General features: G+C 39.8%; 29 protein-coding genes and 1 pseudogene. 27 read left to right on the top strand and 3 right to left on the bottom strand.

Annotated features, from left to right (window positions below; genetic code table 11):
- Together BMX30_RS10840 and BMX30_RS10835 are read right to left on the bottom strand one after the other, a co-directional pair.
- Positions 1-669: pseudogene (locus tag BMX30_RS10840) on the bottom strand (HTH domain-containing protein); the annotation flags it as partial.
- Between the two features lie 144 nt (positions 670-813).
- On the bottom strand, positions 814-1,179 hold the full coding sequence (locus BMX30_RS10835) for a rhodanese-like domain-containing protein (RefSeq protein ID WP_090744938.1): 366 nt from the start codon (positions 1,177-1,179) through the stop codon (positions 814-816).
- A 514-nt stretch (positions 1,180-1,693) separates the two neighbouring features.
- Between BMX30_RS10835 and BMX30_RS10830 the strand changes: the two genes are divergently transcribed.
- From BMX30_RS10830 to BMX30_RS10800, 7 genes are read left to right on the top strand one after another with little or no spacing between them, the layout of a single operon-like run.
- Entirely contained in the window at positions 1,694-2,743 is a 1,050-nt protein-coding gene (locus BMX30_RS10830; protein ID WP_090744935.1) for a hypothetical protein, read from the top strand.
- Positions 2,744-2,756: 13 nt separating this feature from the next.
- Complete coding sequence (locus tag BMX30_RS10825; RefSeq protein ID WP_090744933.1) at positions 2,757-3,209, top strand: cytochrome c maturation protein CcmE; 453 nt, start codon at positions 2,757-2,759, stop codon at positions 3,207-3,209.
- Positions 3,210-3,238: 29 nt separating this feature from the next.
- Positions 3,239-5,221 carry a heme lyase CcmF/NrfE family subunit gene (locus BMX30_RS10820; RefSeq protein ID WP_090744930.1) on the top strand — a complete coding sequence of 661 codons (1,983 nt, stop codon included), beginning with the start codon at positions 3,239-3,241 and terminating at the stop codon, positions 5,219-5,221.
- A gap of 1 nt (position 5,222) precedes the next feature.
- Entirely contained in the window at positions 5,223-5,738 is a 516-nt protein-coding gene (locus BMX30_RS10815) for a cytochrome c-type biogenesis protein (RefSeq protein ID WP_244532557.1), read from the top strand.
- A gap of 12 nt (positions 5,739-5,750) precedes the next feature.
- The gene (locus tag BMX30_RS10810; RefSeq protein WP_090744927.1) at positions 5,751-6,122 is read left to right on the top strand and encodes a hypothetical protein; all 372 of its coding nucleotides are present in this window, start codon (positions 5,751-5,753) and stop codon (positions 6,120-6,122) included.
- The gene (locus BMX30_RS23925; RefSeq protein ID WP_244532556.1) at positions 6,123-7,142 is read left to right on the top strand and encodes a COG1361 family protein; all 1,020 of its coding nucleotides are present in this window, start codon (positions 6,123-6,125) and stop codon (positions 7,140-7,142) included.
- Positions 7,143-7,153: 11 nt separating this feature from the next.
- Positions 7,154-7,654: a TlpA family protein disulfide reductase gene (locus BMX30_RS10800; RefSeq protein ID WP_090744924.1), complete on the top strand. Its 501-nt coding sequence runs from the start codon at positions 7,154-7,156 to the stop codon at positions 7,652-7,654.
- Positions 7,655-7,731: 77 nt separating this feature from the next.
- On the opposite strand, the gene BMX30_RS23525 is transcribed toward BMX30_RS10800, so the two are convergent.
- Positions 7,732-7,896 (bottom strand): hypothetical protein, encoded by a 165-nt coding sequence (locus BMX30_RS23525; protein WP_170843844.1) that lies wholly within the window; start codon positions 7,894-7,896, stop codon positions 7,732-7,734.
- A gap of 171 nt (positions 7,897-8,067) precedes the next feature.
- Between BMX30_RS23525 and spoIIIAA the strand changes: the two genes are divergently transcribed.
- The 20 genes from spoIIIAA (at position 8,068) to recN (ending at position 25,535) form a co-directional block, all read left to right on the top strand.
- A complete protein-coding gene (spoIIIAA, locus tag BMX30_RS10795; RefSeq protein ID WP_090744921.1) occupies positions 8,068-8,991 on the top strand; it encodes a stage III sporulation protein AA in 924 nt (307 codons plus the stop codon).
- Positions 8,992-9,507 (top strand): stage III sporulation protein SpoIIIAB, encoded by a 516-nt coding sequence (gene spoIIIAB, locus BMX30_RS10790; protein WP_090744919.1) that lies wholly within the window; start codon positions 8,992-8,994, stop codon positions 9,505-9,507. It abuts the gene before it with no gap.
- A 19-nt stretch (positions 9,508-9,526) separates the two neighbouring features.
- Complete coding sequence (gene spoIIIAC, locus BMX30_RS10785; protein ID WP_090744916.1) at positions 9,527-9,733, top strand: stage III sporulation protein AC; 207 nt, start codon at positions 9,527-9,529, stop codon at positions 9,731-9,733.
- Positions 9,734-9,747: 14 nt separating this feature from the next.
- Entirely contained in the window at positions 9,748-10,137 is a 390-nt protein-coding gene (spoIIIAD, locus tag BMX30_RS10780) for a stage III sporulation protein AD (RefSeq protein WP_244532563.1), read from the top strand.
- A 36-nt stretch (positions 10,138-10,173) separates the two neighbouring features.
- Positions 10,174-11,379, top strand: coding sequence for a stage III sporulation protein AE (gene spoIIIAE / locus BMX30_RS10775; protein ID WP_090744982.1), 1,206 nt, complete (start codon positions 10,174-10,176; stop codon positions 11,377-11,379).
- Positions 11,380-11,390: 11 nt separating this feature from the next.
- The gene (spoIIIAF, locus tag BMX30_RS10770) at positions 11,391-12,008 is read left to right on the top strand and encodes a stage III sporulation protein AF (RefSeq protein ID WP_090744911.1); all 618 of its coding nucleotides are present in this window, start codon (positions 11,391-11,393) and stop codon (positions 12,006-12,008) included.
- 7 nt (positions 12,009-12,015) lie between these two features.
- The gene (spoIIIAG, locus tag BMX30_RS10765) at positions 12,016-12,681 is read left to right on the top strand and encodes a stage III sporulation protein AG (protein ID WP_090744908.1); all 666 of its coding nucleotides are present in this window, start codon (positions 12,016-12,018) and stop codon (positions 12,679-12,681) included.
- A complete protein-coding gene (locus tag BMX30_RS10760; RefSeq protein WP_090744905.1) occupies positions 12,682-13,245 on the top strand; it encodes a SpoIIIAH-like family protein in 564 nt (187 codons plus the stop codon).
- 393 nt (positions 13,246-13,638) lie between these two features.
- Entirely contained in the window at positions 13,639-14,133 is a 495-nt protein-coding gene (accB, locus tag BMX30_RS10755; RefSeq protein WP_090744902.1) for an acetyl-CoA carboxylase biotin carboxyl carrier protein, read from the top strand.
- 14 nt (positions 14,134-14,147) lie between these two features.
- Positions 14,148-15,503 (top strand): acetyl-CoA carboxylase biotin carboxylase subunit, encoded by a 1,356-nt coding sequence (accC, locus tag BMX30_RS10750; RefSeq protein WP_090744899.1) that lies wholly within the window; start codon positions 14,148-14,150, stop codon positions 15,501-15,503.
- Positions 15,504-15,521: 18 nt separating this feature from the next.
- Positions 15,522-15,929, top strand: a complete 408-nt coding sequence (locus tag BMX30_RS10745; RefSeq protein ID WP_090744896.1) for an Asp23/Gls24 family envelope stress response protein — start codon at positions 15,522-15,524, stop codon at positions 15,927-15,929.
- A 413-nt stretch (positions 15,930-16,342) separates the two neighbouring features.
- Positions 16,343-16,732: a transcription antitermination factor NusB gene (gene nusB / locus BMX30_RS10740; protein WP_090744893.1), complete on the top strand. Its 390-nt coding sequence runs from the start codon at positions 16,343-16,345 to the stop codon at positions 16,730-16,732.
- Positions 16,733-16,782: 50 nt separating this feature from the next.
- Entirely contained in the window at positions 16,783-17,655 is an 873-nt protein-coding gene (gene folD, locus BMX30_RS10735; protein WP_090744890.1) for a bifunctional methylenetetrahydrofolate dehydrogenase/methenyltetrahydrofolate cyclohydrolase FolD, read from the top strand.
- 249 nt (positions 17,656-17,904) lie between these two features.
- Positions 17,905-19,263 (top strand): exodeoxyribonuclease VII large subunit, encoded by a 1,359-nt coding sequence (gene xseA / locus BMX30_RS10730; RefSeq protein WP_090744887.1) that lies wholly within the window; start codon positions 17,905-17,907, stop codon positions 19,261-19,263.
- Positions 19,253-19,486 (top strand): exodeoxyribonuclease VII small subunit, encoded by a 234-nt coding sequence (locus BMX30_RS10725; RefSeq protein WP_090744884.1) that lies wholly within the window; start codon positions 19,253-19,255, stop codon positions 19,484-19,486. Before xseA ends, BMX30_RS10725 begins: the two co-directional genes overlap by 11 nt.
- 8 nt (positions 19,487-19,494) lie before the next feature.
- The gene (locus tag BMX30_RS10720; RefSeq protein WP_090744880.1) at positions 19,495-20,382 is read left to right on the top strand and encodes a polyprenyl synthetase family protein; all 888 of its coding nucleotides are present in this window, start codon (positions 19,495-19,497) and stop codon (positions 20,380-20,382) included.
- A 103-nt stretch (positions 20,383-20,485) separates the two neighbouring features.
- Positions 20,486-22,378, top strand: a complete 1,893-nt coding sequence (dxs, locus tag BMX30_RS10715; protein ID WP_090744877.1) for a 1-deoxy-D-xylulose-5-phosphate synthase — start codon at positions 20,486-20,488, stop codon at positions 22,376-22,378.
- Positions 22,379-22,381: 3 nt separating this feature from the next.
- A complete protein-coding gene (locus BMX30_RS10710; RefSeq protein WP_090744873.1) occupies positions 22,382-23,221 on the top strand; it encodes a TlyA family RNA methyltransferase in 840 nt (279 codons plus the stop codon).
- A 156-nt stretch (positions 23,222-23,377) separates the two neighbouring features.
- Positions 23,378-23,827: a transcriptional regulator AhrC/ArgR gene (gene ahrC / locus BMX30_RS10705; RefSeq protein ID WP_090744870.1), complete on the top strand. Its 450-nt coding sequence runs from the start codon at positions 23,378-23,380 to the stop codon at positions 23,825-23,827.
- Between the two features lie 16 nt (positions 23,828-23,843).
- Positions 23,844-25,535 carry a DNA repair protein RecN gene (gene recN, locus BMX30_RS10700; RefSeq protein ID WP_090744867.1) on the top strand — a complete coding sequence of 564 codons (1,692 nt, stop codon included), beginning with the start codon at positions 23,844-23,846 and terminating at the stop codon, positions 25,533-25,535.
- Positions 25,536-25,549 lie beyond the last annotated feature (14 nt).

Genomic DNA, 25,549 nt, shown 5'->3' with positions numbered 1-25,549 from the left:
GTGCCCCTTTCTTCCGATTTTTGAAATGGAAGGCTTTTAAGATAATCCCTTTTACGACTAGATCCTTTTCCTCTTTTTGTTTTCTTTTTTTCTGTGATTCCTCTGAGAAATAATTATAATAACCACTTCTGGAAACACCCGCTATTGTGCATAAATAGCTCACCATATGTTTTAATTGATATTTTTCAATTACAGTACGAATTAGAATAAACTTTTGGCAAGGAGGAAGGATTACTTCTTCAGCCCCCTTTCCGCAAAACGAATCTTTTTTAACAGTTCATTTTCCGCCTTGAGTAAGTTGATTTGTGCCGATAAGCGGGCATTTTGCCCCTCTAGTGTAAGTTCCTTTTCCCTAGGCCGCCCTGAATTTCCTGGTCTAGTATCACGTAAACCATCAATTCCATTAACATTGTAAGCTTTTTGCCATCTCTTACTAGCTGACCTAATTCTCTCTATCCCCAAAACTTTTGAATCAAGCCCACATTCTTCAAATATTCCTCTGGCAAACTTGCCTTTCTCTTTCTCCGCAATAAATATTCCCTTGAATTCATCAGTATAAGTTATACCTTTTGAACTAACAGATTTAACGTATTTATTAGCTGCTAATTGTTTAATCTCTTTCTCTGTAAAAGTCTTTTTACTCATAAGTTCCCCAGTCCCTTTTGTCATTCTCTAGTTGTGTTTCTTAATTATACAAAAAAGTACCCCATAGGTAGACTTTTTTTACATGTCTACTCTATAGGGTACAGTTTATAATAGTAAGCAGGCCTTTTTTATTAAGTTCTGAAAGCAACAAAGTGTGTGAAAAGAGCCTTAGTAATTAATCTCCCCAGTCCATTCGTTCATGCCACCAGTCATATTATAAATGTTTTCAAAACCATTTTCTGCAAGAAGGGTACTTGCTTGGGCAGAACGATTGCCACTCCTACAGACGACTAGATACTTGGTGTTCTTATCCAATTCAGATAGTTTTCCGTCAATGACTTGAAGCGGAATTAACTGTGCACCAGGTATGTGTCCGGCTGAAAATTCTTCATCTGTACGGACATCTAATACTTTTACTTCCCCGCTAGCAATCAATTCCTTTGCCTCATCAACTGATACATCTTGATAAGACCCTACACCTGTACAGCCTACCAAAAGAAATATAGCAAAAAACACAATTATATATTTTTTCACTTCATTTTCCTCCTTTAAATACGCATATAGGTATTTTACCTTATTATTCTCATAAAAGTTATGGATAATTTATGTCAAAATCGTAGGGTGTTTGCGTAAGGATTGTTGTTAAAAATGCAAAAATCTTAAAGCCAATTTTACTACCTAAGCCGATTTTAGCTAAAGATAAACTAATTTGGTGCGTTTTAGTATATTTTCAAGCACTTCCCTCATATGTAAATCTCCACTTTGCTGTAATGATGCTTAAGTCGTTCTACTTTATATCCCAAAACAACAAAGTTTAAGAAGAGAGCTAAATCTAATAGTACATGTTGAATCGTCTGCAAATACCCCACAGGTAATAATCAAAAAAAATGAATACTTTTTGTGCAATTTTTGACAAAAAAAATAAGATTTGGTTTGGGTAACAAAATGTTCAAAACTCCATTAACGATGATTCTAGTTTTCCATCTATAGTTAAAATTAATAGAAACTATAGTAAACAGGAAACAATTGGAACTTAAGGAGGTTCACTATGTTAAAAAAATGGCTGTCAGTGATTATGGCAGTAATAATTGGAGGCAGTATCTTTTTACACCACGCGCAGGCGGAAGGAGAATATCGGGCAGAGGATTTCCCATATAAAGAATTAAGTATCCAGGTGATGCCCGAGTTTGATTATCCAGAGGGGTGGCCGGAGGACAAACCCAGCCTTTTAAATGCCTTTTACGGGACAATTACTAATAATAGTGGGCAGGACTACTCTGGGGAGCTTGAATTTCCGGTTCCGTTAAGTGACAAGGATTTTCAGGTGTATCTTGTTGCTGAATTTCCCGCTGACAATCAGTCGGAAGTCCAAAGACCGTACGAATTAAACAAAGCAAAAAACACTTTGATATGGAAGCCCGCAGAAGTCATCAAGCAAGGGAGCTCTTATCAATTTGTGATTGAGTATTACTCAAATCCAATCGCTGTAACTGATACAGAAAAGAAGTTCGATTTTCAATTCATACCGGAAGCAAGTGTTGAAAAGCTAGATATCATTTTCTATAACCCTATGAACTCTACTGAATTTACTCTTGATCCTAAAGCGCAGAATGTTACCGGTACGGATTACGGGCAAGAGCTTCACCTTTATCAATATACAGATGTCCTCAAAGGAGAACCAGTTAGCTATTCCACCTCTTATAAAAAAGAGGGGAATGAGTCTACATTATCAATTATTAGCAAACAAACACCTGAAGATGGTACTCATGCCGGATTAACGGCGACGGATCAGGTAGGAAACAATGGGTTGAGTACAAGTGAAAATCAACCAATCATCGGAACAGCTGGTGCCTTTATAATTGGCCTTTCAATTTGCATTGCAGGAGCATTTGTCTTCTTTGGATTGAGAGGGGCCAAAGAATCAAAATACTCTTCAAATGTTTCAAGTAATGGTAGGAATACAAGTAAGAAAGGAGCCCGAACTTCTTCAGCCTCAGTCAAAAGCTTAGATGAAGAAAAAAAACTCTTGCGAAATAAACTGATGACCGGAAAGATTGATGAAAAAACCTACGAAGAAAGAATGAAAAAATTAATTTAAAGAGGTGAGATGAATGAAGAAAAATACAATTATGACGATGGCTGGGCTTGCCATTGCAGCAGCAATTTTGATTCTTCTTATGGCCGCTACTCCCGCATCTAGCGGTATCGAACTCCCTTTAAAAGAACTTCTCGAAAATCAGGAAAAACATAAAGACGATTTTGTCACAGTAGAAGGATTATTAATTGAAGAATCGATTGACTGGAATGCAGATGACATTGTACTTAAGTTCGATGTTCAGGACGAAGAGGGGCATACCATGCATGTTGTTTATGAAGGCGTTAGGCCGGATAACTTCTCTGAAGGAGTAATAGCAATCTTGCAGGGTTATTTAGGCGAGGAAAATACGTTCAATGCTGAATCAGTCCAAACGAGATGTCCTTCAAAATATGAAGGAGAAGACATGGAAGACTATGATCCTGAGTTCCATAAAGAGAAGCTGGGTGAACCTTCAAGTGAAGAGTAAACGGCTAACAACTATAAGAAGGTGACAAAATGTACTTACTTGGAAATGCATCCATATATATCGGCCTTGCTCTAACCATTTATTCTATTCTTGTTTTTATTATTGGGATAAAAATAAAGAAACAGACCCTAATCAATAGTGGTAAGGGCGGCGTAATTGCTGTATTTATTTGTATGGCTGTTGCAAATGCTGTCATGCTCTACCTGTTAGCCACTTCTCAATTCCAGTATGAATATGTGAGTAATTATACGAGCAGTGAGCTTCCGTTATTTTATAAACTAGCAGCATTATGGGCAGGAAATTCAGGTTCATTAATGCTATGGAGTTTCTTTTTAACGATGTATACGGCGATGATTGTTGTCTCTCGAAAAATGCAGGGGAACCCCATGGTGCCTTATATCTCGTCGATCCTACTTATTAACACTTTATTCTTTTTTATCATTTTGGGGTTTGTCTCCAGACCATTTGCGCTTCTTGATTATGTTCCAGCTGAAGGTAGAGGACTGAACCCAATGCTCCAAAACCCAGGGATGATTGTTCATCCGGTTACATTGTATTTGGGGTATGTTGGTTTGGCCGTACCGTTTGCCTTTGCAATGGCTGCATTGATCCTTAAAAATGTCGATGATTTCTGGATCAAAATGACTAGAAGATGGACTATTATTGCCTGGCTGTTTTTAACATTAGGAAATATCCTTGGAGGGCAATGGGCTTATGTTGAACTTGGTTGGGGCGGCTATTGGGCTTGGGATCCAGTGGAAAACGCTTCGTTCATGCCTTGGCTTACGGCTACCGCTTTCCTTCACTCGGTGATGATTCAGGAACGTAAGAACATGTTAAAGGTTTGGAATATTTCATTAATCATTCTCTCTTATGCTTTGACACTCTTTGGTACATTCCTTGTTCGGAGTGGTGTTTTAACATCCGTTCATGCATTCGGAGATTCAGATTTAGGAATGTACTTTTTAATTTTTATGGGTGTGATAGTCGTAGGTGCAATCTATGTCTTAATGAGTCGTTATCATTTATTGAAAAGAAGTGCAGGGGAATTCACATCCTATGTTTCGAAGGAAAGTAGCTTTTTGATTAATAATTTACTCCTTGTTGGTGCAGCATTCGCAGTATTTTGGGGAACGATTTTCCCGCTTGTTTCAGAAGCGGTTCGGGGCACTAAGGTTACAGTAGGGATTCCATTTTTTAATACAGTTCAGGCACCGATTCTACTAACAATGATGTTTGTGATGGCGGTTTGTCCATTACTTGCATGGCAGCGCTCATCTGCAAAAAACCTAAGAAAGAACTTTCTAATTCCAGCAGTTCTTAGTGTAATCGGGATGATTTTGATGGTCACCCTTGGGATTCAAAAGGCATGGGCTGTTATCGGCTATGGAGTAATCATCTTCCTATTTGTCACCCATTATCTTGAGTTTTATCGTGGGGTTAAAGCACGAAGAAAGATGACGAAAGAGCCAGTGCCAATTGCCCTGTACAAGTTAATGACAAAGAATAGACGGCGGTATGGGGGCTATATTGTTCATATCGGTATTGCCTTTATTACGATGGGCATTATTGGTTCTCAGAATTATGATATGGAAACGATGAAAACTCTCGATATAGGCGAGTCAATAGACATTAAAGATTATCGGATTACGTATGAGCGGTTAGAACAGCGGGCAGAGGGTATTAACGATATTGTTTATGCCGATCTCACCGTCTTCAAAGATGGAAAACGACTAGGTGTGTTCCAACCTGAAAAAGTCTTCTACGGAAATTGGGACGAACCTTCTACTGAAGTAGCACTTCATAGTTCAATCGCAGAAGACTTGTACATGGTTCTTAGTACGTGGGATGAAAATGGAACGGCAACCTTTATCATTAAAGTGAATCCGATGATTAGCTGGTTGTGGATTGGATCTATTATGGTTGTCATTGGTTCAGTTTTTGCTATCTGGACTGGAAGATATCAAAATATCACGCCAAAATACACCGGAGTTATGAAAGAGGTGGCATAAGGTGAACAAAAAAATCCCGATTGTAATGCTCATTCTTTTGTTTGGACTTCAATCTTTTTTGCTTCAGACCCATGCTACTGAAACACAGCAGCAGTATGACTACAAATCGGCAGAATTTAAAGCTGTGGCATCGCAATTTATGTGTACTTGTGGCTGTGGACAAGACCACTACGCCTGTGACATGGCGGGGTGTACAAATACAGATGCCTTTAAAGCCGACCTCATCGAAATGATGAACAAAGGGATGGATAAGGATGAAATCCGTGAGTACTACGTTGAGACCCTTGGGGAGGAAATACTTACTGCCCCAGAAAAGAAAGGATTTAGTTTAACCGCCTGGGTGCTTCCGTTTGTAACATTAGGTGGAGCAGGAACTGGGGTGTTCTTTCTTGTCCGCAGATGGACTAGAAGAAGTGGGGAAATACAAACATCTAATGAAGAAATGAACGTAAAAGACGAGGTGGAAGAAGAAATCCTCTCTTCTATAATTGATGAAGAACGGAAAAAGTATTTTTAGGATGTGAACGTGATGGCAGAGATTTCAATCATCTCAATGATTTTTACAGCACTTCTAGCACTTATCTGTATGTTTCTTGTAACCGCTCCTTATTTTACGTGGGATGCTTATTTCAACAAACAAGTAGAAGGTGAGGCATCTGTCAATTCCAAGGAAGTATTATTGACAACATTAAATGAATTAGAGTTTGAACATAAAATGAATAAGCTGTCTGATACGGATTATTTTCAGCTGAAAAAGCAATATGAAAACCAAGTGGCTAAAATCATGAAGGATGAACAACAGCAAACCACTACCAAATTAGATAAAAACCTAATGGCGGAAGTTGAACGAGAAATTGAGGCAGCCACGAGCAAGTATCAAAACAGAAAAGGAGAGAATTAAATGAAGAGAATGGCAGTTTTACTTCTCTCCTTATTATTTCTTCCTTTTACAAGTGTGTATGCTTTAGATGAATCAATTAAGGTGGATATGCACTATATAGTAGTTGATCCGCTAGAAGATGGAAATCTAAACCTGCAGCACATGGCCAATTATTCCAATATGGGTAATCAAGAGTATGATGGGGAGGAAAGCCATGAGGGAGTGATTTCTATACAGCTTCCCTTAGGGGCACTCAATTTGCAGGTTCAGGATAAGAACCTAGGAATGAAAGTATCTAATAAGGGCTTTAGTACCACTTTACCAATTCCTGCGGCTGAATCCCAAATTATTTCATATAGTTATCAAATACCTTCGGGTGTTCCAATTGTCTTTCCCTTAGATTATCCCTTAGAAGTTCTTCAAATTCTAGTTCCTGAAGGGAAAGGGAGCCTACAATTTTCTGAAGCAGAAATATCGGCTCCACAACAGATATCCATAGATAGTCAAACTTATTGGATGTATAACGTCCTAAATATTAAACCTGGACAGGAAATAAAGTTTTCCTATCTTAAAGATGCACAACCAGCAGCGGAAGCATCAGTAGATGGAACAGATGAAAATACTCAAGCAATTACTCAGACTGATGGAAGTAGTGAGCAAGTTACCAGTTCTGTAACCAGAACTTCACCAGATTTCCATAATCCAGGACATATCAGACTATGGAATCAGTCTCCACTAAAGAAATTTGACCCCCATATCTTAATGATTATTCTTGGGGTTATTCTTGTGGCTGGTGTAGGTTATTTTGTTTACTTTAGATGGAAGAATCGTATAGCAGACCAAAGGCTAATTGCAGACAAGGAAGAGTCAGAATTTAAACAACTCCTTGCCCGACAAAATGCGATAATGGACAAAATTATTGAACTAGAGGAACAGCATGCAGTTGGGAACTTGCCAGACGAGGAGTATTCCGCGAAACTGCTCGCCTATAAAGAGCATCTTGTGCAGGTCAAACAGAATCTCAGTCGATTTGTGGGATAAGGGGGCAGCCGATGAATAATAAATGGACAAGAATACTAATTATGCTACTCGTTGTCGGTGCATTCACTTATTTTATTTTAAATTTGGATAAGGGTGAGACAATTGGACTTGGAGAGAAAGCGCCAGATTTCCAACTAGAGGATTTAGATGGGAAACTGCAAAGCCTCTCTGATTATGATGGTCAGGTCGTTGTGGTTAATTTTTTTGCGACTTGGTGCGGTCCATGCGTGGATGAAGCACCTGAGCTTGAAGCGTTCGAACAGGAGTATGGCGTTGAAGTGAAACTATTAATTATTGATCTTGGTGAAACAAGGGATCGGGTTAAAAAGTTCGTTGAAAAACATAACACCTCTTCTACTTACCTATTTGATTATAAAATGGACATAAAGGATCAATTTGGTGTCACGGGCCAACCAGAAACCTTTATCATTGATAAAGAAGGAATCATAAGAGAACATTATAAAGGTCCATTAACGAAAGATGACCTATATAATTTGGTGAAAAGCTATTAAATGGTAAATAGGCCTTGGAGAAATCCAGGCCTATTTTATTGCTTTAGAACAACGGGACTAGCTATCATTTTTAACGATTAAATGTCTCGTCCAGTAGCACCTGGTGACTTATCTGTATCACGACCAGTGTTGTATTTGGGGTCCATTGATTGTTTTGTACGGTGATTGTTATCATCCCCGATATATTGATGCTTTAAATCTCTTTGTTCTTGTTGAAAACGTTTGTGATCTTCATTAACCATCGTTCATTCCCCCTTTCTAGCCTTATTACTTTCCTATCTAACGAAAAAATATGTGAATCCTTCCAATGAGGGATTTTTTTTTGTTGGCTCATCTTTCCTATTGTAAGTCATAAAGTGTCCAAGCCAGCATACATTTTAGTAGAAAGAGGGGTTAGTCAGGAGGAGTAGTTCATGCAGGAAATTCTAGCCTTTTTACCAAAACGGATTGCAGATGCTCTCGAAGCAATTCCTCAGATACAGACAAACACGGTTGAAGAAATAAGAGTTAGGCTTCATCGACCTCTAGAGGTGATTTCAGGTGGTAATCCAAGTTTCTTGCACTATATTGTTCATCCAGAAGATGGGGTTCAGCTTTTGAATAAGCTAAGCAATTTTTCGATGTATACACTTGAGGAAGAATTAAAAAGGGGTTATATCACCATTGCAGGCGGCCATCGTGTTGGACTAGCCGGGAAGGTCATTCTTGAGGCGGGGAAAGTAAAGGCAATCAGAGATATATCATCGTTTAACATCCGTATTGCCAGAGAAAAAATAGGAATTGCCGAGCAGTTGCTCCCTTATATATATACGAAAGAGTGGCAGCATTCTATTATCATTGGTCCTCCTCAAACGGGAAAAACCACTCTTCTTCGGGATATAGCCAGGATGGTTTCTACTGGAGTGGCTAGGGAGAATGTCCCGCCTATGAAGGTAGGGATTGTTGATGAGAGGTCAGAAATAGCAGGCTGTGTTCACGGAGTGCCGCAATTAACATTTGGACCAAGAATCGATGTCCTTGATTCCTGTCCAAAGGCAGAAGGGATGATGATGTTAATTCGTTCGATGAGTCCCGATATTTTAATTGTGGATGAAATTGGGCGAGAGGAGGATGCTGCAGCCATTATGGAGGCAGTCAATGCAGGAATCAAACTGGTGATGACAACTCATGGCAAGTCATTAGCAGACATTCGAAAACGACCAACCCTACAACCTGTTCTAGAGATGGGGATTTTTTCTCGCTATATTGAACTTTCAAGGGAAACAGGTCCCGGGACAATCACATGTATAAAAAATGAAAACGGTGATGAAATCTCTCGGAAAGTGAGGGTGACCTAAATGATGAAATTAATTGGGGCAGTGTTGATCATTGCCGCAACAACTTGGACGGGCATCGAGGCTGCAAAGCAGTTAAGCCAACGTCCAAAACAGCTAAGGCATGTTAAAGCGGCCTTGCAGTCGCTAGAAGCTGAAATCATGTTTGGCCATACCCCACTCCATGAGGCATCTCAAAAGCTAGCATCCCAGCTTGCTAAACCGATTTCATTAATCTTTGAAACATTTGCAGTCAAGTTGACTAGCTCCGATACGACGGTTAGTCACGCTTGGGAGGAGAGTTTGAAGGATACATGGAAGTTCACGGCCTTAAAACAAGGAGAATTTGAGATTTTAAAACAATTTGGAGAAACACTAGGTCGTCATGACAAGTACTCTCAGCAAAAGCAAATCAACCTAGCGATCACACATCTTGAAAGAGAAGAAGGAGATGCACACGAGAGGCAAATGAAATATGAAAAAATGGTGAAAAGTCTTGGGTTTTTATCCGGGTTATTATTAATTATTTTATTGATGTAACGATTAGGGGGCAGACAAGATGGGTTTGGATGTTGATATTATTTTTAAAATTGCAGGTGTTGGTATTGTTGTAGCATTTCTACACACCATTCTTGATCAAATGGGGAAAAAAGAATATGCCCAGTGGGTAACCCTCTTTGGTTTTATATATATCCTTTTTATGGTCGCCTCAATTGTTGATGAACTCTTTGATAAAATCAAATCTGTTTTTTTATTTCAAGGGTAAGGGAGGGGTAAGCCATTGAAATCTTACAAATAATTGGGGTTGCGTTAGTGGCGACCTTTCTTTCCCTAATCTTAAAGGAACAGAAACCAAATTTCGCCTTTTTACTGATTGTCTTTACTGGTTGTGCCATCTTCTTGTTCCTTGTTGACCAAATTTACTTAATTATAAATATGGTCGAAAATCTCGCTGCCAAGGCCAACGTCAATCTTGTCTATGTGGAAACAATCTTAAAAATTATTGGTATAGCTTATATTGCAGAATTTGCGGCACAAATCACCAAGGATGCTGGCCAAGGATCGATTGCTTCGAAAATCGAACTAGGAGGAAAAATTCTAATTCTTGCTACTGCTATTCCAATTTTAACTGTGCTAATCGAAACGATTATTCAGTTAATCCCTGGATAAACAGGGGGGAGGACCCTAATCATGATATGGAAAAACATGAAGCAATTGACGCAGATTATTTTCAGTATTGTTCTTCTAATGCTTTTTCTATCCTGTACGAGTGTACAAGCTGCTACCGGGGAGGGACAACAAGAGAATATTGAACATGAACAGACACAGGGTATTGCTGAAGAACAGCTCGACGCCTTGAAAATTGATGAACTCCAAAGGTTTTGGGAGGATATCCTCACAGAGTATGGTGGGTTTTTGCCAGAAAGCCAGAAAGGAAGCCTCTATGAGTTTATCAGTGGGGAGAAGGAGTTTAGTTTAAAGGGATGGTTTAATGGCATTCTTAAGTTCATGTTCCATGAATTTCTTGCAAACGGGAAACTCTTAGGATCACTCGTATTGCTGACTATATTTAGTATTTTTTTACAAACCCTTCAAAACTCTTTTGAAAAAAGTACGATAAGCAAGGTAGCCTATTCCATCGTATTTATGGTTTTGATTATTATTGCTCTCAACAGTTTTCATATCGTACTAGATTACACGAATGAAACTGTAGGCAAGATGATTCACTTTATCCTAGCCTTAATTCCGCTTTTGTTAGCTCTTATTGTCTCATCCGGTGGGCTGGTGTCTGCTGCATTTTTCCATCCGGTGATTTTATTTTTAATGAGTACGAGCGGGATGTTTGTGCAATATATTATTTTGCCCCTTTTAATGATGTCAGCCCTTCTTAGCATTGTCAGTATTCTTTCTGAGAATTATAAGGTAACGCAGCTCGCTGGGTTACTTCGAAATTGGAGCATCGGATTACTAGGAGCCTTCTTGACGGTTTTCCTGGGAGTGATTTCTGTCCAAGGTGCTGCAACGGCTATAACAGATGGGGTGACTCTTAGAACCGCTAAATTCATGACTAGTAATTTCATACCAGTAATTGGCAGGTTCTTCACGGACGCAACCGATACAGTAATCAGTGCTTCCTTATTGTTGAAAAATACCGTAGGAATTGCAGGCGTGGCGATTGTTCTTCTGATTGCTGCCTTTCCGGCTGTTAAAATCTTGCTGATTGCTTTTACCTATAAATTTGCTGCTGCGATACTGCAGCCACTTGGGGGCGGGCCAGTCATATCCTGCCTAGAGGTCATTTCAAAGAGTATTATCTATGTTTTTGCTGCGCTAGCGATTGTTTCACTCATGTTTTTCTTGAGTATTACGGTGATCGTGGTTGCTGGGAACTTAACGATGATGGTTCGATAGGAGGAGCGAATTTGGATTTTTTAACAGAGTGGATAACGAATATCATAATCTTTATATTGCTCGCAACTGTGATCGATATGCTCTTACCCAATTCGAATTTGCAAAAATATGTAAAAGTTGTCGTTAGTTTACTATTAATTACTATTATCCTCTCACCAATCATGAAAATTTTCTCAACCGATTTTGAGTCAGCGATTGCCTCCATCTCTAGCTTTCAAGGGAATGTTGATGAAAAAAGGATGGAAAATTTAATAGAATTGCAGAAAAAAGAAATACAAGCCTCCCAACATGCATATATTTTAGAACAAACGGCTGTCCAACTAAAGGTGGACGCAGAGGAGGAGTTGATGGAACAGTACGGTATGAAAATTGCTGAGATCGAAATAGAAGCAGAGGAAATGGATGAAAACCTATCTCCTGAAGACTTGCAATCTATTACAGTTAGGGTTGCGGACCACGGGGATGAAGACGACGCAGTTGCTGTTGTAAAAGAAGTGAAAATTGATACTGCTGAGCCCCTTCCATCAGAACAAAACATAAGAAAAATCGGAGAAATTACCACTTTTCTTTCAGATAAGTGGAATGTTCCAAAAGCAGTCATTGAAGTTTTCATAGAAGGGGGGACATAGAGTAGCAATGAGCAATAATAAAGGGCCAGTCAACTGGATTAAAAATCAGCTGTCCAAGAAAGATGTAACACAGGATAAAAAGGGAACCAAATATCCCTACCTGCTAATTGCGGCTTTATTCGGAGTTGCGATCATGCTGGTTGGAAACTTATTTACGAATGATACAAGCACATCCGACGGCATCACTGCCTTTAGTAATAATGCAAATCAAGAGGATGAACCTGCTTTTGGACAAAAGAAAACCTCTGAAAATAACATGATTTCAGATTATGAGGATGAATATGAAAGAGAGCTAAAAGAGGCCCTAGAGGAAATTGCCGGTGTAACAGACGTCACTGTAGTCGTGAACGTTGATGCGACCGAAAAAAAGATACTGGAGAAAAATACCGTAACCCAATCTCAGACAACCGAGGAAAGCGATCGGGAGGGTGGGAAACGAGGGGTTGAAGACCTTTCAAAGGATGAACAACTTGTCATCATTCGCGAGGGTGAAAAAGAAACTCCAATTGTTTTAGAAACTAAGAAACCTGCCATTAGAGGTGTCCTTGTAGTCGCAAGAGGGGTCGAAAATGTTCAAGTGGAAAAATGGATTAAAGAAGCGGTCAGCAGAACGCTTGATGTTCCAAGTCATCGCGTGTCTGTGTTACCTAAAAAATCTAAGGGGGATTCATAAATGTTATTAAAGAAACAAACTGTATGGTTGTTAACAATGCTTAGTCTTGTAGTCGTATTATCAGTCTATTATATTACTTCGCCAGATCCAAACCAGAGCAATCTGGCAACGGTTGAACAAGAAGAAGAAAGTGCAGCTACAGAAGAAAACGCTGAAAGCACAGAATCTACAGAATCTGCAGATGGTGAGACAATCATTTCCGAAGTTGCTAGCGACGAGCAGTTTGAAGCACTTCGACTTACTCTCGATGATCAACGTAGTGAGATGAAAGAAGAGTTTCAAGAAATTGTAGCTTCTACTGACCTTCCTGTGGAACAGCGTAATGCTGCCTATGAGAAGATGCAAGAATTAGACAGCGTTGCACAGAAAGAGGGAGTACTAGAAACATTAATTAAAACTATGGGATATGAAGATGCATTAGTTAGAGCAGATGGCGATAAAGTACGTGTAACCGTTAAATCAAAAGAACACTCTGCTACGGAAGCAAATGAAATCATTCAGATGGTTCGTAACGAGCTTGGTTCCTTACAGGCTGTAGCCGTAACCTTCCAACCAGAAAAATAAATACAATAAAAAGATCGGGGTGGAACCTCGATCTTTTTATGTGGGAATAATTTGATTTACATTCGGTAGGAAAAAAAATAATCAGATAAGTTCACATTTTACCAAGAGAGGTTTAAAATAGAGTTAATAGTTTGAATTATCTTTGAAATAAAGTCTTTATCTTCACATATTGAACTTATACGTGATATTATCGTATAGTATTAGTATCTAGTATTAAAAATTGAAGGCCCTGTAATAATACTTTGTTGATTTATGTTTCGTTGGGGGCGGAAATCAACAGCCAAATTTAACGCAGCCAAAAATTAAAGAAATATCTAATGTAAGTTCATGTAAAATGGACTTTACAAAATCTAGTAATTGTTATTAAAAAAATGAACTAGGGGTGTCTAAAAAATGTTAAAAGTACAAGAGATTAGAGAATTAATCAAGCTAGTGGATCAGTCAAGCATTGATGAATTCACATATGAAAGTGAAGGCTCTAAAATTAAAATGAAGAAGAAGGTTCAGGGCCAACAAGTAGTGGTTGAGCCGGTTCAAGCCGTGTCTGAAACTCCTAAGCCAGCTCCGCCTTCTCCAACCACATCAGTAATCAAAAAGGAAGAACCCAAGCAGGAAGTCAAACATGAAGAAGTTCAGGAAGATACTAATTTACATAAGATAACTTCCCCGATGGTAGGGACTTTCTATCAATCTCCTTCTCCAGATAAAGATGCTTATGTGAAAACTGGCTCTAAAGTGAGTAAAGACTCGATTGTCTGTATTGTTGAAGCAATGAAATTATTTAATGAAATCGAAGCCGAAGTTAACGGAGAAATAATAGAAGTGCTTGTGAAGGACGGACAGCTTGTGGAATATGGTCAGCCTTTATTCCTTGTAAAGTCTGAATAAGGAGCGTGAATACCATGATAAAAAAACTATTAATTGCAAATAGAGGAGAAATCGCAGTCCGAATTATTCGTGCATGTCGTGAACTAGGAATAGAATCCGTTGCTGTCTACTCAGAAGCGGATAAAGAGTCACTTCATGTGCAATTGGCTGATGAGGCCTACTGTATAGGCCCTAAAGCATCGAAGGATAGTTACCTAAACTTCACCAATATCATTAGCGTTGCTAAGTTAACCGACTGTGATGCAATTCACCCAGGTTATGGTTTTCTTGCAGAGAATGCTGATTTTGCTGAGTTATGCAGGGAGGTTAATATTATCTTTGTTGGTCCGACTCCTGAAGCGATTCAGAAGATGGGTACAAAGGATGTAGCGCGTGAAACGATGCGTGAAGCGAACGTTCCTATTGTCCCAGGGTCTAAGGGGATTATTAAGGATACCGACGATGCTGTTGAACTGGCTAATGAAATTGGCTATCCTGTGATTATTAAAGCAACTGCTGGAGGTGGCGGCAAAGGGATTCGTGTTGCCAGGACAGAACAAGAACTTATTAAAGGGATCAATATTACTCAACAAGAGGCGAATACCGCCTTCGGTAACCCGGGCGTGTATATAGAGAAATACATAGAGGATTTCCGCCATGTAGAAATACAAGTAATGGCTGATAACTATGGTCACACAATCCACTTAGGAGAGCGGGATTGTACTATTCAGCGTAGGCTTCAAAAGCTACTTGAAGAGACTCCATCTCCTGCGTTAGATGGTGAAACACGTGAAGAAATGGGGAATGCTGCAATAAAAGCAGCAAAAGCGGTTGCTTATACAGGCGCTGGCACGGTAGAATTTATATATGATTATCGCAATCGTAAGTTTTATTTCATGGAAATGAATACCCGTATTCAAGTAGAACATCCTGTAACCGAGATGGTCACTGGAGTTGACTTAATTAAGGAACAAATCAAAGTGGCGTCTGGTGAAAGACTTAGTTTAAAGCAAGAGGATGTAGTTTTTAATGGGTGGGCAATCGAGTGTAGGATTAATGCTGAGAATCCGTCTAAAAACTTTATGCCATCCGCAGGTAAAATTAAGATGTACCTTCCTCCAGGTGGCCTTGGTGTCCGGGTTGATTCTGCTGCTTATCCGGGATATTCTATTCCCCCTTATTACGATTCAATGATTGCGAAAGTTATCGCTTACGGAAGTAGCCGGGAAGAAGCTATTAATCGCATGAAGCGAGCTCTGGCTGAGTTTGTAATCGAAGGAATCCACACGACTATTCCTTTTCACTTAAAGCTTCTAAATCATGAGCGTTTTGTTGAAGGAGAGTTCAATACGAAATTTTTAGAAATGTACAATGTAATGGCAGAAGAATAATCAGGAGGTGCAAGCAAAATGAGTGAACAGCGTGTACTAGAAATGAGTCAAGGTGAGAACAGTCTTGGGAAAGTTGAAATTGCTCCAGAGGTAATTGAAGTTATAGCGGGAATCGCCGCATCAGAGGTTGAAGGGGTATCCCAAATGCGCGGAAGTTTTGCAGCAGGAGTAGTAGAGCGTCTTGGGAAAAAGAATCATGGGAAAGGTGTTCGAGTTGAACTGGCTGATGAGGGCATCAAGGTAGATGTTTATTGTATGATGAAGTTCGGCTTATCCATTCCAAATGTAGCTCAAAAAATACAAGACAATATCCGTCAGGCACTTTTAAATATGACTGCCCTTGAAGCGGCAGAAGTAAATATTCATGTTGTCGGTATCCAATTTGAAACTCAGAAACCTGAAAACGAAGTGGAAGAAGATCTATAAAAAGCAGGCCAAAGACAGTCTCTGTCTTTGGTTTTTTATTGTTTATGAAATTATAAAAGTTAAGGGTGCGGATAACTATGTTCGTTTTCTGCATCCAGCTCCAGCGCCTAGCCCCAAGGGTCATAAGCTTGTTTAGCTGCGGCTCCTAGGGATGCGAAGACATAAGCCACTCCCTTTCAGAAGGTAAAAAGCACCTTCTTACAGGGCGCTTGCGCTTTTGTTCTTTTACTTTTAGCTCTGTTAAAGGATAATGTTTGTTAAAAGAGGCCACTTTTTTTAAAACAGTTGACATTGTTCTTGATAAAGTTACCCTTAAAAAGGCAAAAATAATAACGAAGCCATTCGCATTAAGTCAATGGTATGCTATTATCTTGTTAGTGAGCGCTGACAGAATAAAGGAGTAATGAGAATATATGAAAAGAAGAACAGCACGAGAAAAGGCATTACAAGCCTTGTTCCAAATTGATATAAGTAAGGTAGAGGCTAACGAAGCCATTCAACATGTGCTTGAAGATCAACCAAATGATCAATATCTGACAAATCTAGTAGAAGGAGTTGTCCAGCACCAGGAAGAAATTGATGGAATGATAAAAGAACAATTAGAAAAGTGGACGATTGAACGATTAGCTCATGTTGATAGGAGTATCCTACGTCTGGCTGTATTTGAGCTGATGTATTGCAAAGAAGAAGTTCCAGCAAATGTCGCTTTAGATGAGGCAATCGAAATTGCTAAAATTTACGGGGATGACCAGTCGAGTAAATTTGTAAATGGAGTTCTTTCCAAAGTGAAACAAGCTTTGTAATCAGCTCCAGGCTGGTTTTTCCTCTTGCATAGGGAGAAGGGGGATAAAACATGACAGCATTAATCATTGATGGGAAAGAAATTGCCAAGAGAAAGAAACTTGAGATTTCCCTAGAGGTCGAAAAGCTGAAGGAGTCTGGGATTACTCCTGGGTTGGCTGTTGTCTTGGTAGGGGATAATCAAGCATCCAAAACGTATGTTAGAAGTAAGCAAATGACCTGTAAGGAACTCGGAATGCACTCTGTTCTAATAGAGTACACAGAAAGTGTTGCCGAAGGAGAATTGCTACGCAAAATAGCTGAGTTAAATGAGGATGATTCCATTCATGGAATTCTTGTTCAGCTACCTCTCCCTAAACACATTCGTGAAATGGCTGTGATTGAAGCCATTTCACCTGAGAAGGATGTTGATGGCTTTCATCCAGTGAATATCGGCAGGATGATGATTGGACAAGAAGCTTTTCTATCTTGTACCCCCTTTGGAATTCTCGTTATGCTGAAGGAGTCTGGAGTAGCTTTAGAAGGTAAGCATGTGGTGGTCGTTGGTCGGAGCAATATTGTCGGAAAACCGGTTGGCCAGCTTTTACTTAATGAGAATGCTACTGTTACATATTGTCATTCGAAAACGAAAGAGCTTGTGAAACATACTCAGTCAGCCGATATCATCATTGCAGCTGTCGGTCGGACAGGGTTTATTACTAAAGAACACGTGAAACCAGGAGCAGTTGTAATAGATGTCGGAATCAACCGAAATGAAGAAGGTAAATTATGTGGGGATGTTTCCTATGAAGAGGTAAAGGATGTGGCAGGGCATATTACTCCTGTACCAGGTGGCGTTGGCCCCATGACCATTACCATGTTAATGTATAACACTTTAAAATCAGCGCGGAATGCCCTAAACAAGCTCCAACGAACAAATAATTAATAAGGCTGCCTATATCTGGCAAGTTTGATTGCTCCTTCTTCTGGATAGTGACGAATGGAGCTTCAAAACTTATAATAGATATAGGCAGTTTTTTACTGCGGATAAGCTTGTTTATAGTAAGGATATGGTAAAGTACAATGTTGGTTTTACATTAGTTGATTGGAGCGGTAATCAACGGCAACGTTTTACACAACCTATAGGAGAATAGTGCAGCACCAGCCAGTACTTAGCGATAGGCAGGGGTTATTAATGAAAGAACAACAACATTTAACAGTTTTTGCATTAACGAAATACATAAGAAGAAAATTTGATGCCGACCCGCATCTACAAGATGTATATGTAAAAGGTGAAATTTCTAATTTTAAGCAACATTCAAGTGGTCATCTGTACTTTACTCTAAAGGATGAAAAAGCTCGAATCCTTGCTGTCATGTTTTCTAGCTATAATCGTTCCATGAAATTCCGTCCAGAAAATGGCATGAAGATATTGATCAAGGGAGACATCACTGTCTACGAGTCAAGTGGGCAATACCAGATTTACGTTAAAGAGATGCAGCCTGACGGGATTGGGGATTTGTTCTTAGCCTATGAGCAATTAAAAGAACGGCTTGATCAGGAGGGCCTCTTTTCACAACGCTATAAAAAGGAACTTCCGAAACATCCACAAACCGTTGGTGTAATTACGTCTCCAACTGGTGCAGCAATCCGGGATATCCTTACGACGATTAAACGGAGATATCCGATTGCCAACATCCTTATTTTTCCTGCTTTAGTGCAGGGGGAACAAGGGGCTGCCTCGGTAGTGAAGGCGATTGAAACCGCCAATAATGTGAAGGAAATTGACGTCTTAATCGTTGGCCGCGGGGGTGGGTCGATTGAAGAGCTATGGACATTCAATGAAGAAGCTGTTGCAAGGGCAATATTTACTTCTACGATTCCAATCATATCTGCAGTGGGCCATGAGACCGATTTTACGATTGCTGATTTTGTCGCAGATATGCGTGCTCCAACTCCAACAGCTGCAGCAGAACTAGCTGTCCCTCATATCGAAGATTTAATAGAAAAGGTATTAACCCGACAGGCAAGGTTAATAAGGGCGATGAAGGAAAAGGTGAGCTTTCAACAAGAACGATATGTTCGGCTAAAAAAATCTTACGCCTTTAGATACCCTAGAAGACTTTATGAACAAAAGCTCGAACAGGTGGATAAGGTTACGGAAGCATTAGTTCGCAATGCAAAAAAACTTTCCGTTATGAAATCAGATGAATACCTACAAGTAACCAAAAGATTAAATCGGCAACATCCACAGGAACTTTTGAAAGGGTCACAGGAACAACATAGCCGCCTTACAAAAGCATTAAATCGGTCGATGGCAGAGATCCATTCAAAAAAACAAAAGGAATTTTCAGGCGTACTTTCGACTCTTGAAGCGCTAAGTCCTTTGAAAATAATGGAGCGCGGATACAGCCTATCTTATACAGAAGATGGCCACCTAATAAAAAAGACATCACAGGTAAAAAAAGGTGATGAAATAAGGGTTCAACTTCCCGATGGACAAGTTAATTGTACAGTAAGAAATGTGGAGGAGAGTGAAGGTAATGGCAGATGAGAAAATGTTAACCTTTGAAGAAGCAATGGAAAAATTAGAAGCAATTGTAGAGAAGTTAGAAGAAGGGGATGTCCCTCTTGAAAAGGCCATTTCTTTTTATAAAGAGGGGATGGAGCTTTCAAAGCTTTGTCATAATAAGTTAAAACATGTCGAGGGGCAGCTCACGCAAATCTTAACCGATGATGGGCAGGTTGTTGACTTCTCCATTAATGAGGAGGAGTAAGATCGCCAATGAAATCACTGGATCAGTTTATAAATCAATACAAGCCTCTTGTTGAGAGTCGGCTAAAAAGTGCAATAGCTGAATTGGAAGCACCAAAGGCTCTAAAGGACTCCATGTTATATTCACTTGAAGCTGGTGGAAAACGGATCAGGCCGCTATTATTATTTGCTACATTAGAGGCTTTTAAATGTAAACCTGAAATTGGGTTGGACGCGGCAGCAGCAATTGAAATGGTTCATACCTATTCACTCATCCATGATGATCTTCCAAGTATGGACGATGACGATTTACGAAGAGGGAAGCCGACGAACCATAAAATATACGGAGAGGCAACAGCGATTCTAGCTGGAGACGCTCTTTTAACGCATAGTTTTAAAATGATTGGAAATATAAGTCCTGAAACGGCAAGTGCCGATACAAAGCTGGTCCTTATCAACAAACTTTCCGAAGCTTCTGGTGCAGAAGGCATGGTTGGTGGACAAGTTGCAGATATGGAAGGTGAAGGGAAACAGCTTTCGTTGAAAGAGTTGGAGTATATTCACATCAACAAGACAGGTCGTTTGTTGACTTACAGTGTCCTTGCAGGCGCAGAGCTCGCCGAAGCAAGTGAGCAGGTAAAAGATAAATTACAGGTTTTCGCATACCATATCGGCCTAGCCTTTCAAATAAGAGACGATATTCTCGACCTTGAGGGCACGGTTGAACAAATTGGAAAGCCAGTTGGTAGTGATACAGATAACGACAAAAGCACCTACCCATCCCTCCTTACTCTTGAGGGCGCAAAAAAGGCTCTACAAAACCATATTGACCATGCGAAGCAGGAGTTAGTGACTACCAACCTCAATACAAGCATTCTTGAACAAATTACAGATCTCATTGGTCTAAGAACTTCCTGATGTGATGACCGTTGAGCGATTAGGTTGTTTTATGCTATAATCCATCCTGATTACCTAAATTGAACGTGATAATAAAGTCAGAAATGAAAGTGAGTGATCCGTGATGGATCTTTTATCGATAAAAGACCCCTCGTTCCTTAAAAACCTTTCCATTAAAGAGTTGGAATCACTAAGTAAGGATGTTCGAAGTTTTCTAATTGACAAGCTATCCCAGACAGGGGGACATATCGGCCCAAATCTAGGTGTTGTCGAACTCACGATTGCCTTGCATAAGTGTTTTGACAGCCCGAAGGATAAAATTATTTGGGATGTTGGGCATCAGTCGTATGTACACAAAATTTTAACAGGTCGAGCCTGTCAATTTGACACGCTTAGAAAACATAAAGGTCTTTGTGGTTTTCCGAAAATGGTTGAGAGTGAGCATGATGTTTGGGAAACAGGTCATAGCTCTACTTCCTTATCGGCTGCGATGGGAATGGCAGTCGCTAGAAACCTAAAAGGAGAAAAATCACATATAATCCCTGTGATTGGTGACGGTGCACTTACAGGTGGGATGGCTTTAGAAGCCTTAAACCATATTGGGCATGAAAAGGAAAAAATGATTGTCATCCTTAATGATAATGAAATGTCCATCGCGCCGAATGTTGGGGCAATCCATAATGTATTAGGACGGATGAGAACAGCTGGTAAATACAATCGTGCTAAGGATGAACTAGAAGTTCTATTGAAAAAAATCCCTGCAGTTGGGAACCAACTGGCAGGAACCGCTGAAAGAATTAAGGATAGCCTAAAATATATGTTTGTTCCGGGAATGTTTTTTGAGGAACTTGGGTTCACTTATCTCGGCCCAGTAGATGGCCATAATTATGAGGACTTGTTTGAAAACTTAGCGTACGCTAAAAAATATGATGGTCCTGTTCTTCTCCACGTTCTGACTAAAAAAGGGAAAGGGTATCGCCCTGCTGAAAATGATAAAATTGGAACTTGGCATGGCACGGGTCCCTATAAAACAGAAACAGGTGATTTTGTTAAATCATCAAATACTGCTCCTGCATGGAGCTCGCTCGTAAGTGAAACAGTTAGAAGAATTGCTAGAGATGACAAGCGAGTTGTTGCAATCACACCTGCGATGCCTGTAGGTTCCAAACTCGAAGGATTTGCGAAAGAATTTCCAGACCGGATGTTTGATGTCGGCATAGCCGAGCAGCACGCAGCTACTTTTGCTGCTGGATTGGCAACCCAAAAGATGAAGCCCTTCTTTGCGATTTATTCAACTTTTCTTCAGCGCGCTTATGATCAAGTTGTCCATGATATTTGTCGACAAAACTTAAATGTTTTTATGGGGATTGACCGAGCTGGACTTGTTGGAGCAGATGGGGAGACCCATCAAGGAGTTTTCGATATTGCTTTCTTAAGAAGTTTACCAAATCTTGTTCTTATGATGCCAAAGGATGAAAATGAAGGACAGCATCTAGTGTATACAGCTTTGAATTATGATGATGGTCCTATTGCTCTTCGGTTCCCTCGGGGAAATGGCCTTGGTGTACCAATGGATAAAGAGCTCCGCACCATTCCAATTGGATCATGGGAAGAGTTAACAGATGGGGAAGATGCTGCGATTCTAACCTTTGGAACGACAATCCCTATGGCATTAGATGCTGCTGCCGCTTTAGCAAAACAAGGCATTTCTGTAAAAGTTATTAATTGTAGGTTTATTAAGCCTCTTGATCAGAAGATGCTTACCGATATTCTGAAGAGTGAAATGCCAATACTTACAATCGAAGAGGCCGTGTTACAGGGTGGTTTTGGTAGCTTCATACTAGAAACGGCCAACGATCTTGGGTTTCATGGAGCTAGGATTGAGCGTATAGGAATTCCTGATCAATTTATTGAACATGGAAATGTAGAAGAGTTGTTAGAGGAAATCGAGATGACAACGGATAGTGTCATTAGTACGATAAAAACCTTAGCTAGACAAAAGGAAAAAAGGGCGTAACGCATGAAGAGCAAAAAAGAACGTGTAGATGTGCTACTTGTCGAGAGAGGGCTTGTAGAGACTCGAGAGAAGGCTAAGAGAGCAATTATGGCGGGCCTTGTTTATACGAATGAGGAGCGACTAGACAAAGCCGGTGAAAAAGTAAATGCAGACATTCCACTCGTCGTCAAAGGCAATGTCCTTCCCTATGTAAGTAGAGGTGGGTTAAAGCTTGAAAAGGCTCTAAAAACCTTTGAACTTGAGGTTGCGGGTAAAATCATGTTGGATATCGGATCTTCTACTGGTGGTTTTACGGATTGTGCTTTGCAAAATGGGGCTAAAATGTCCTATGCACTAGACGTAGGTTACAATCAACTGGCATGGAAGCTGAGACAGGATGAGCGGGTTGAGGTCATGGAAAGGACTAATTTCCGGTATGTGACTCCTGCAGATTTAACGAGAGGAATGCCTGAATTTGCAACAATAGATGTTAGTTTTATATCCTTGAAATTGATTTTACCGGTATTAAAGACACTGCTCGTTCCAGGGAGTGATGTAGTTGCCCTGGTTAAGCCTCAATTTGAAGCTGGTCGTGAACAGGTTGGAAAAAAAGGAATTGTCCGAGACCCTAAAGTCCATCTCGCGGTGTTAGAAACCATGCTAGAATTGTCATTGAAAATTGGTTTTGATGTCAAAGACTTGTCTTTCTCACCGATAACCGGTGGTGATGGCAATATTGAATTCTTGCTCCACCTTCAATTGAACTCACTTGATAAACAAGGTACTTCATATTTAAGTAAGCAACCCTTAGAGGTTATTACGGAGGCACATAAAGAATTAAAGTCTAAGCGAACAGAAGAATAGGCCATGCCTGTTCTTTTTTTCTGCTGTGATTAAATATCCATATTGTAGTATAAATATTTTTGGCGAAAACTAACGAAATATTGTACATTCAGAAGAAATCGGATAACATAAGAAGTAGTTTGTGTAAATGCTTTTTGTATTCCTAGAGGTGATAAAGTGAATAAAGGACAGCGTCATATTAAAATTCGAGAGCTAATTGCAAATGATGAGATTGAAACTCAGGACGAGCTTGTCGATCGGCTTAAGCAGGGTGGATTTAATGTAACTCAAGCAACTGTTTCACGAGACATAAAAGAATTGCATTTAGTGAAAGTACCGTTAATTGATGGAAGATACAAATATAGTCTTCCTGCTGATCAGCGTTTTAACCCATTACAAAAATTAAAACGTTCTTTGATGGATGCATTTGTCCGGATTGATCATGCGGGACATCTGTTAGTGATGAAAACCATGCCGGGGAATGCAAACGCAATTGGAGCGTTAATAGATAATCTAGACTGGGATGAAATTCTTGGGACGATTTGTGGAGACGATACGATCTTAATCATTTGTCGAACCCCTGAAGACACCGATATAATCAAAAATAGGTTCCTTGAAATGCTTTAAGATGGGGTGATCACTTTTGCTAAGTGAATTGTCGATTAGAAATTTTGCTATTATTGAGTCTCTCTCTATTTCTTTCCAAAAAGGGTTAACGGTACTTACGGGAGAAACGGGAGCCGGAAAGTCCATTATCATAGACGCCGTTCACCTTTTGGTTGGGGGACGGGGCTCAGCTGAATTTGTTCGTCATGGAGAGGGAAAGGCTGAAATTGAAGGGCTGTTTTTCCTAGAAAAGGAAAACCACCCTTGTTATGCAAAGGTAAAGGACTTCGGTATCGAAGTTGAGGATGGCATGGTTGTCCTTCGGAGAGACATAGCTAGTTCCGGTAAAAGTGTTTGCAGAGTGAATGGGAAATTAGTGACGATTGGAATACTGCGAGAAATTGGCTCTGCCTTAATTGATATTCATGGACAACATGAACATCAGGAATTGATGGATGAAACGAAACATATCAACTTGTTGGATCAGTTTGGTTCAGAGGATATTTATCCAGCGATGTCAGAATATCAAAGTATTTTTAAGTCCTATGAGCAAACATTAAAGAAATTAAAAAACCTTAGTGAGAACGAGCAGCAAAACGCTCATCGTTTGGATCTCATACAATTCCAACTTGAGGAAATCCATTCTGCCCAATTAAAATTGAATGAAGATGAGGAGCTTTTTGAAGAAAGAAAAAGGTTAAATAATTTTGAAAAAATATATGAAGGTATTCAAGCGAGTTACAATGCTTTAAAGGGCGATCAGAGAGGGCTAGATTGGATTGGGATGGTCATGGATCATCTAGAATCAGCTGTGGAGATTAATCCAGAATATAAGGCACTGTATGAATCAGTAGCAAATAGTTTTTACTTGCTCGAAGACGCAGCAGGAGTATTAAGAAGTGAGTTGGATATACTAGAATTTGACCCTCAGCGACTTAACGAAATTGAGGACAGGCTTACTGAGATTAATCAGCTGAAGCGAAAATATGGCAAGAGCATAACTGAAGTTCTTGAATATGCCGCAAAAATTGAAGAAGAGATTGAAACCCTTCAAAATAAGGAACTTCACATAGGTCAGATGGAAAAAGAACTCGCTTCACTGAAAAAAGATTTACAACTTGAGGCCACAAATCTTACTAGAGCCAGAAGCAATTGGGCGAGAGAATTAACGGATCTGATTCATCAGGAACTTAAAGGACTTTATATGGAAAAAACCGTTTTTGAAGTCAAAGTAGAAGATGAAGAAAACAACTTCCTGAAAAATGGAACAAATAAAGTTGAGTTTTACATTTCTACTAATCCAGGTGAACCGTTAAAGCCTTTATCTAAAGTGGCATCAGGCGGTGAATTGTCGAGGGTTATGCTTGCGCTGAAAAGCATTTTTTCTAAGCATCAAGGTGTAACATCGATTATTTTTGATGAAGTTGATACAGGTGTTAGCGGCAGAGTGGCACAAGCTATTGCTGAAAAAATTTATCGGGTCGCAAAAAATTCTCAGGTTTTATGTATTTCGCATCTACCACAAGTGGCTGCGATGGCTGATACTCATCTGTATATCACAAAGAACATACAGAAAGGTCGTACGAAAACCTCTGTCTCTCCTCTTTCTGATTCTGAGAAAATCCATGAAATAGGGAGAATGATCTCTGGAGTGGAAGTTACCGATTTAACGAGGCAACATGCAGAGGAACTCCTTTACATGGCACGGGTTATGAAGACTGCCACATGAAAGCTATCAATTAT

Source organism: Mesobacillus persicus (genome assembly GCF_900109925.1).
Lineage (GTDB): Bacteria > Bacillota > Bacilli > Bacillales > Cytobacillaceae > Mesobacillus_B > Mesobacillus_B persicus.
This window is presented reverse-complemented; position numbering and strand designations above follow the sequence as displayed.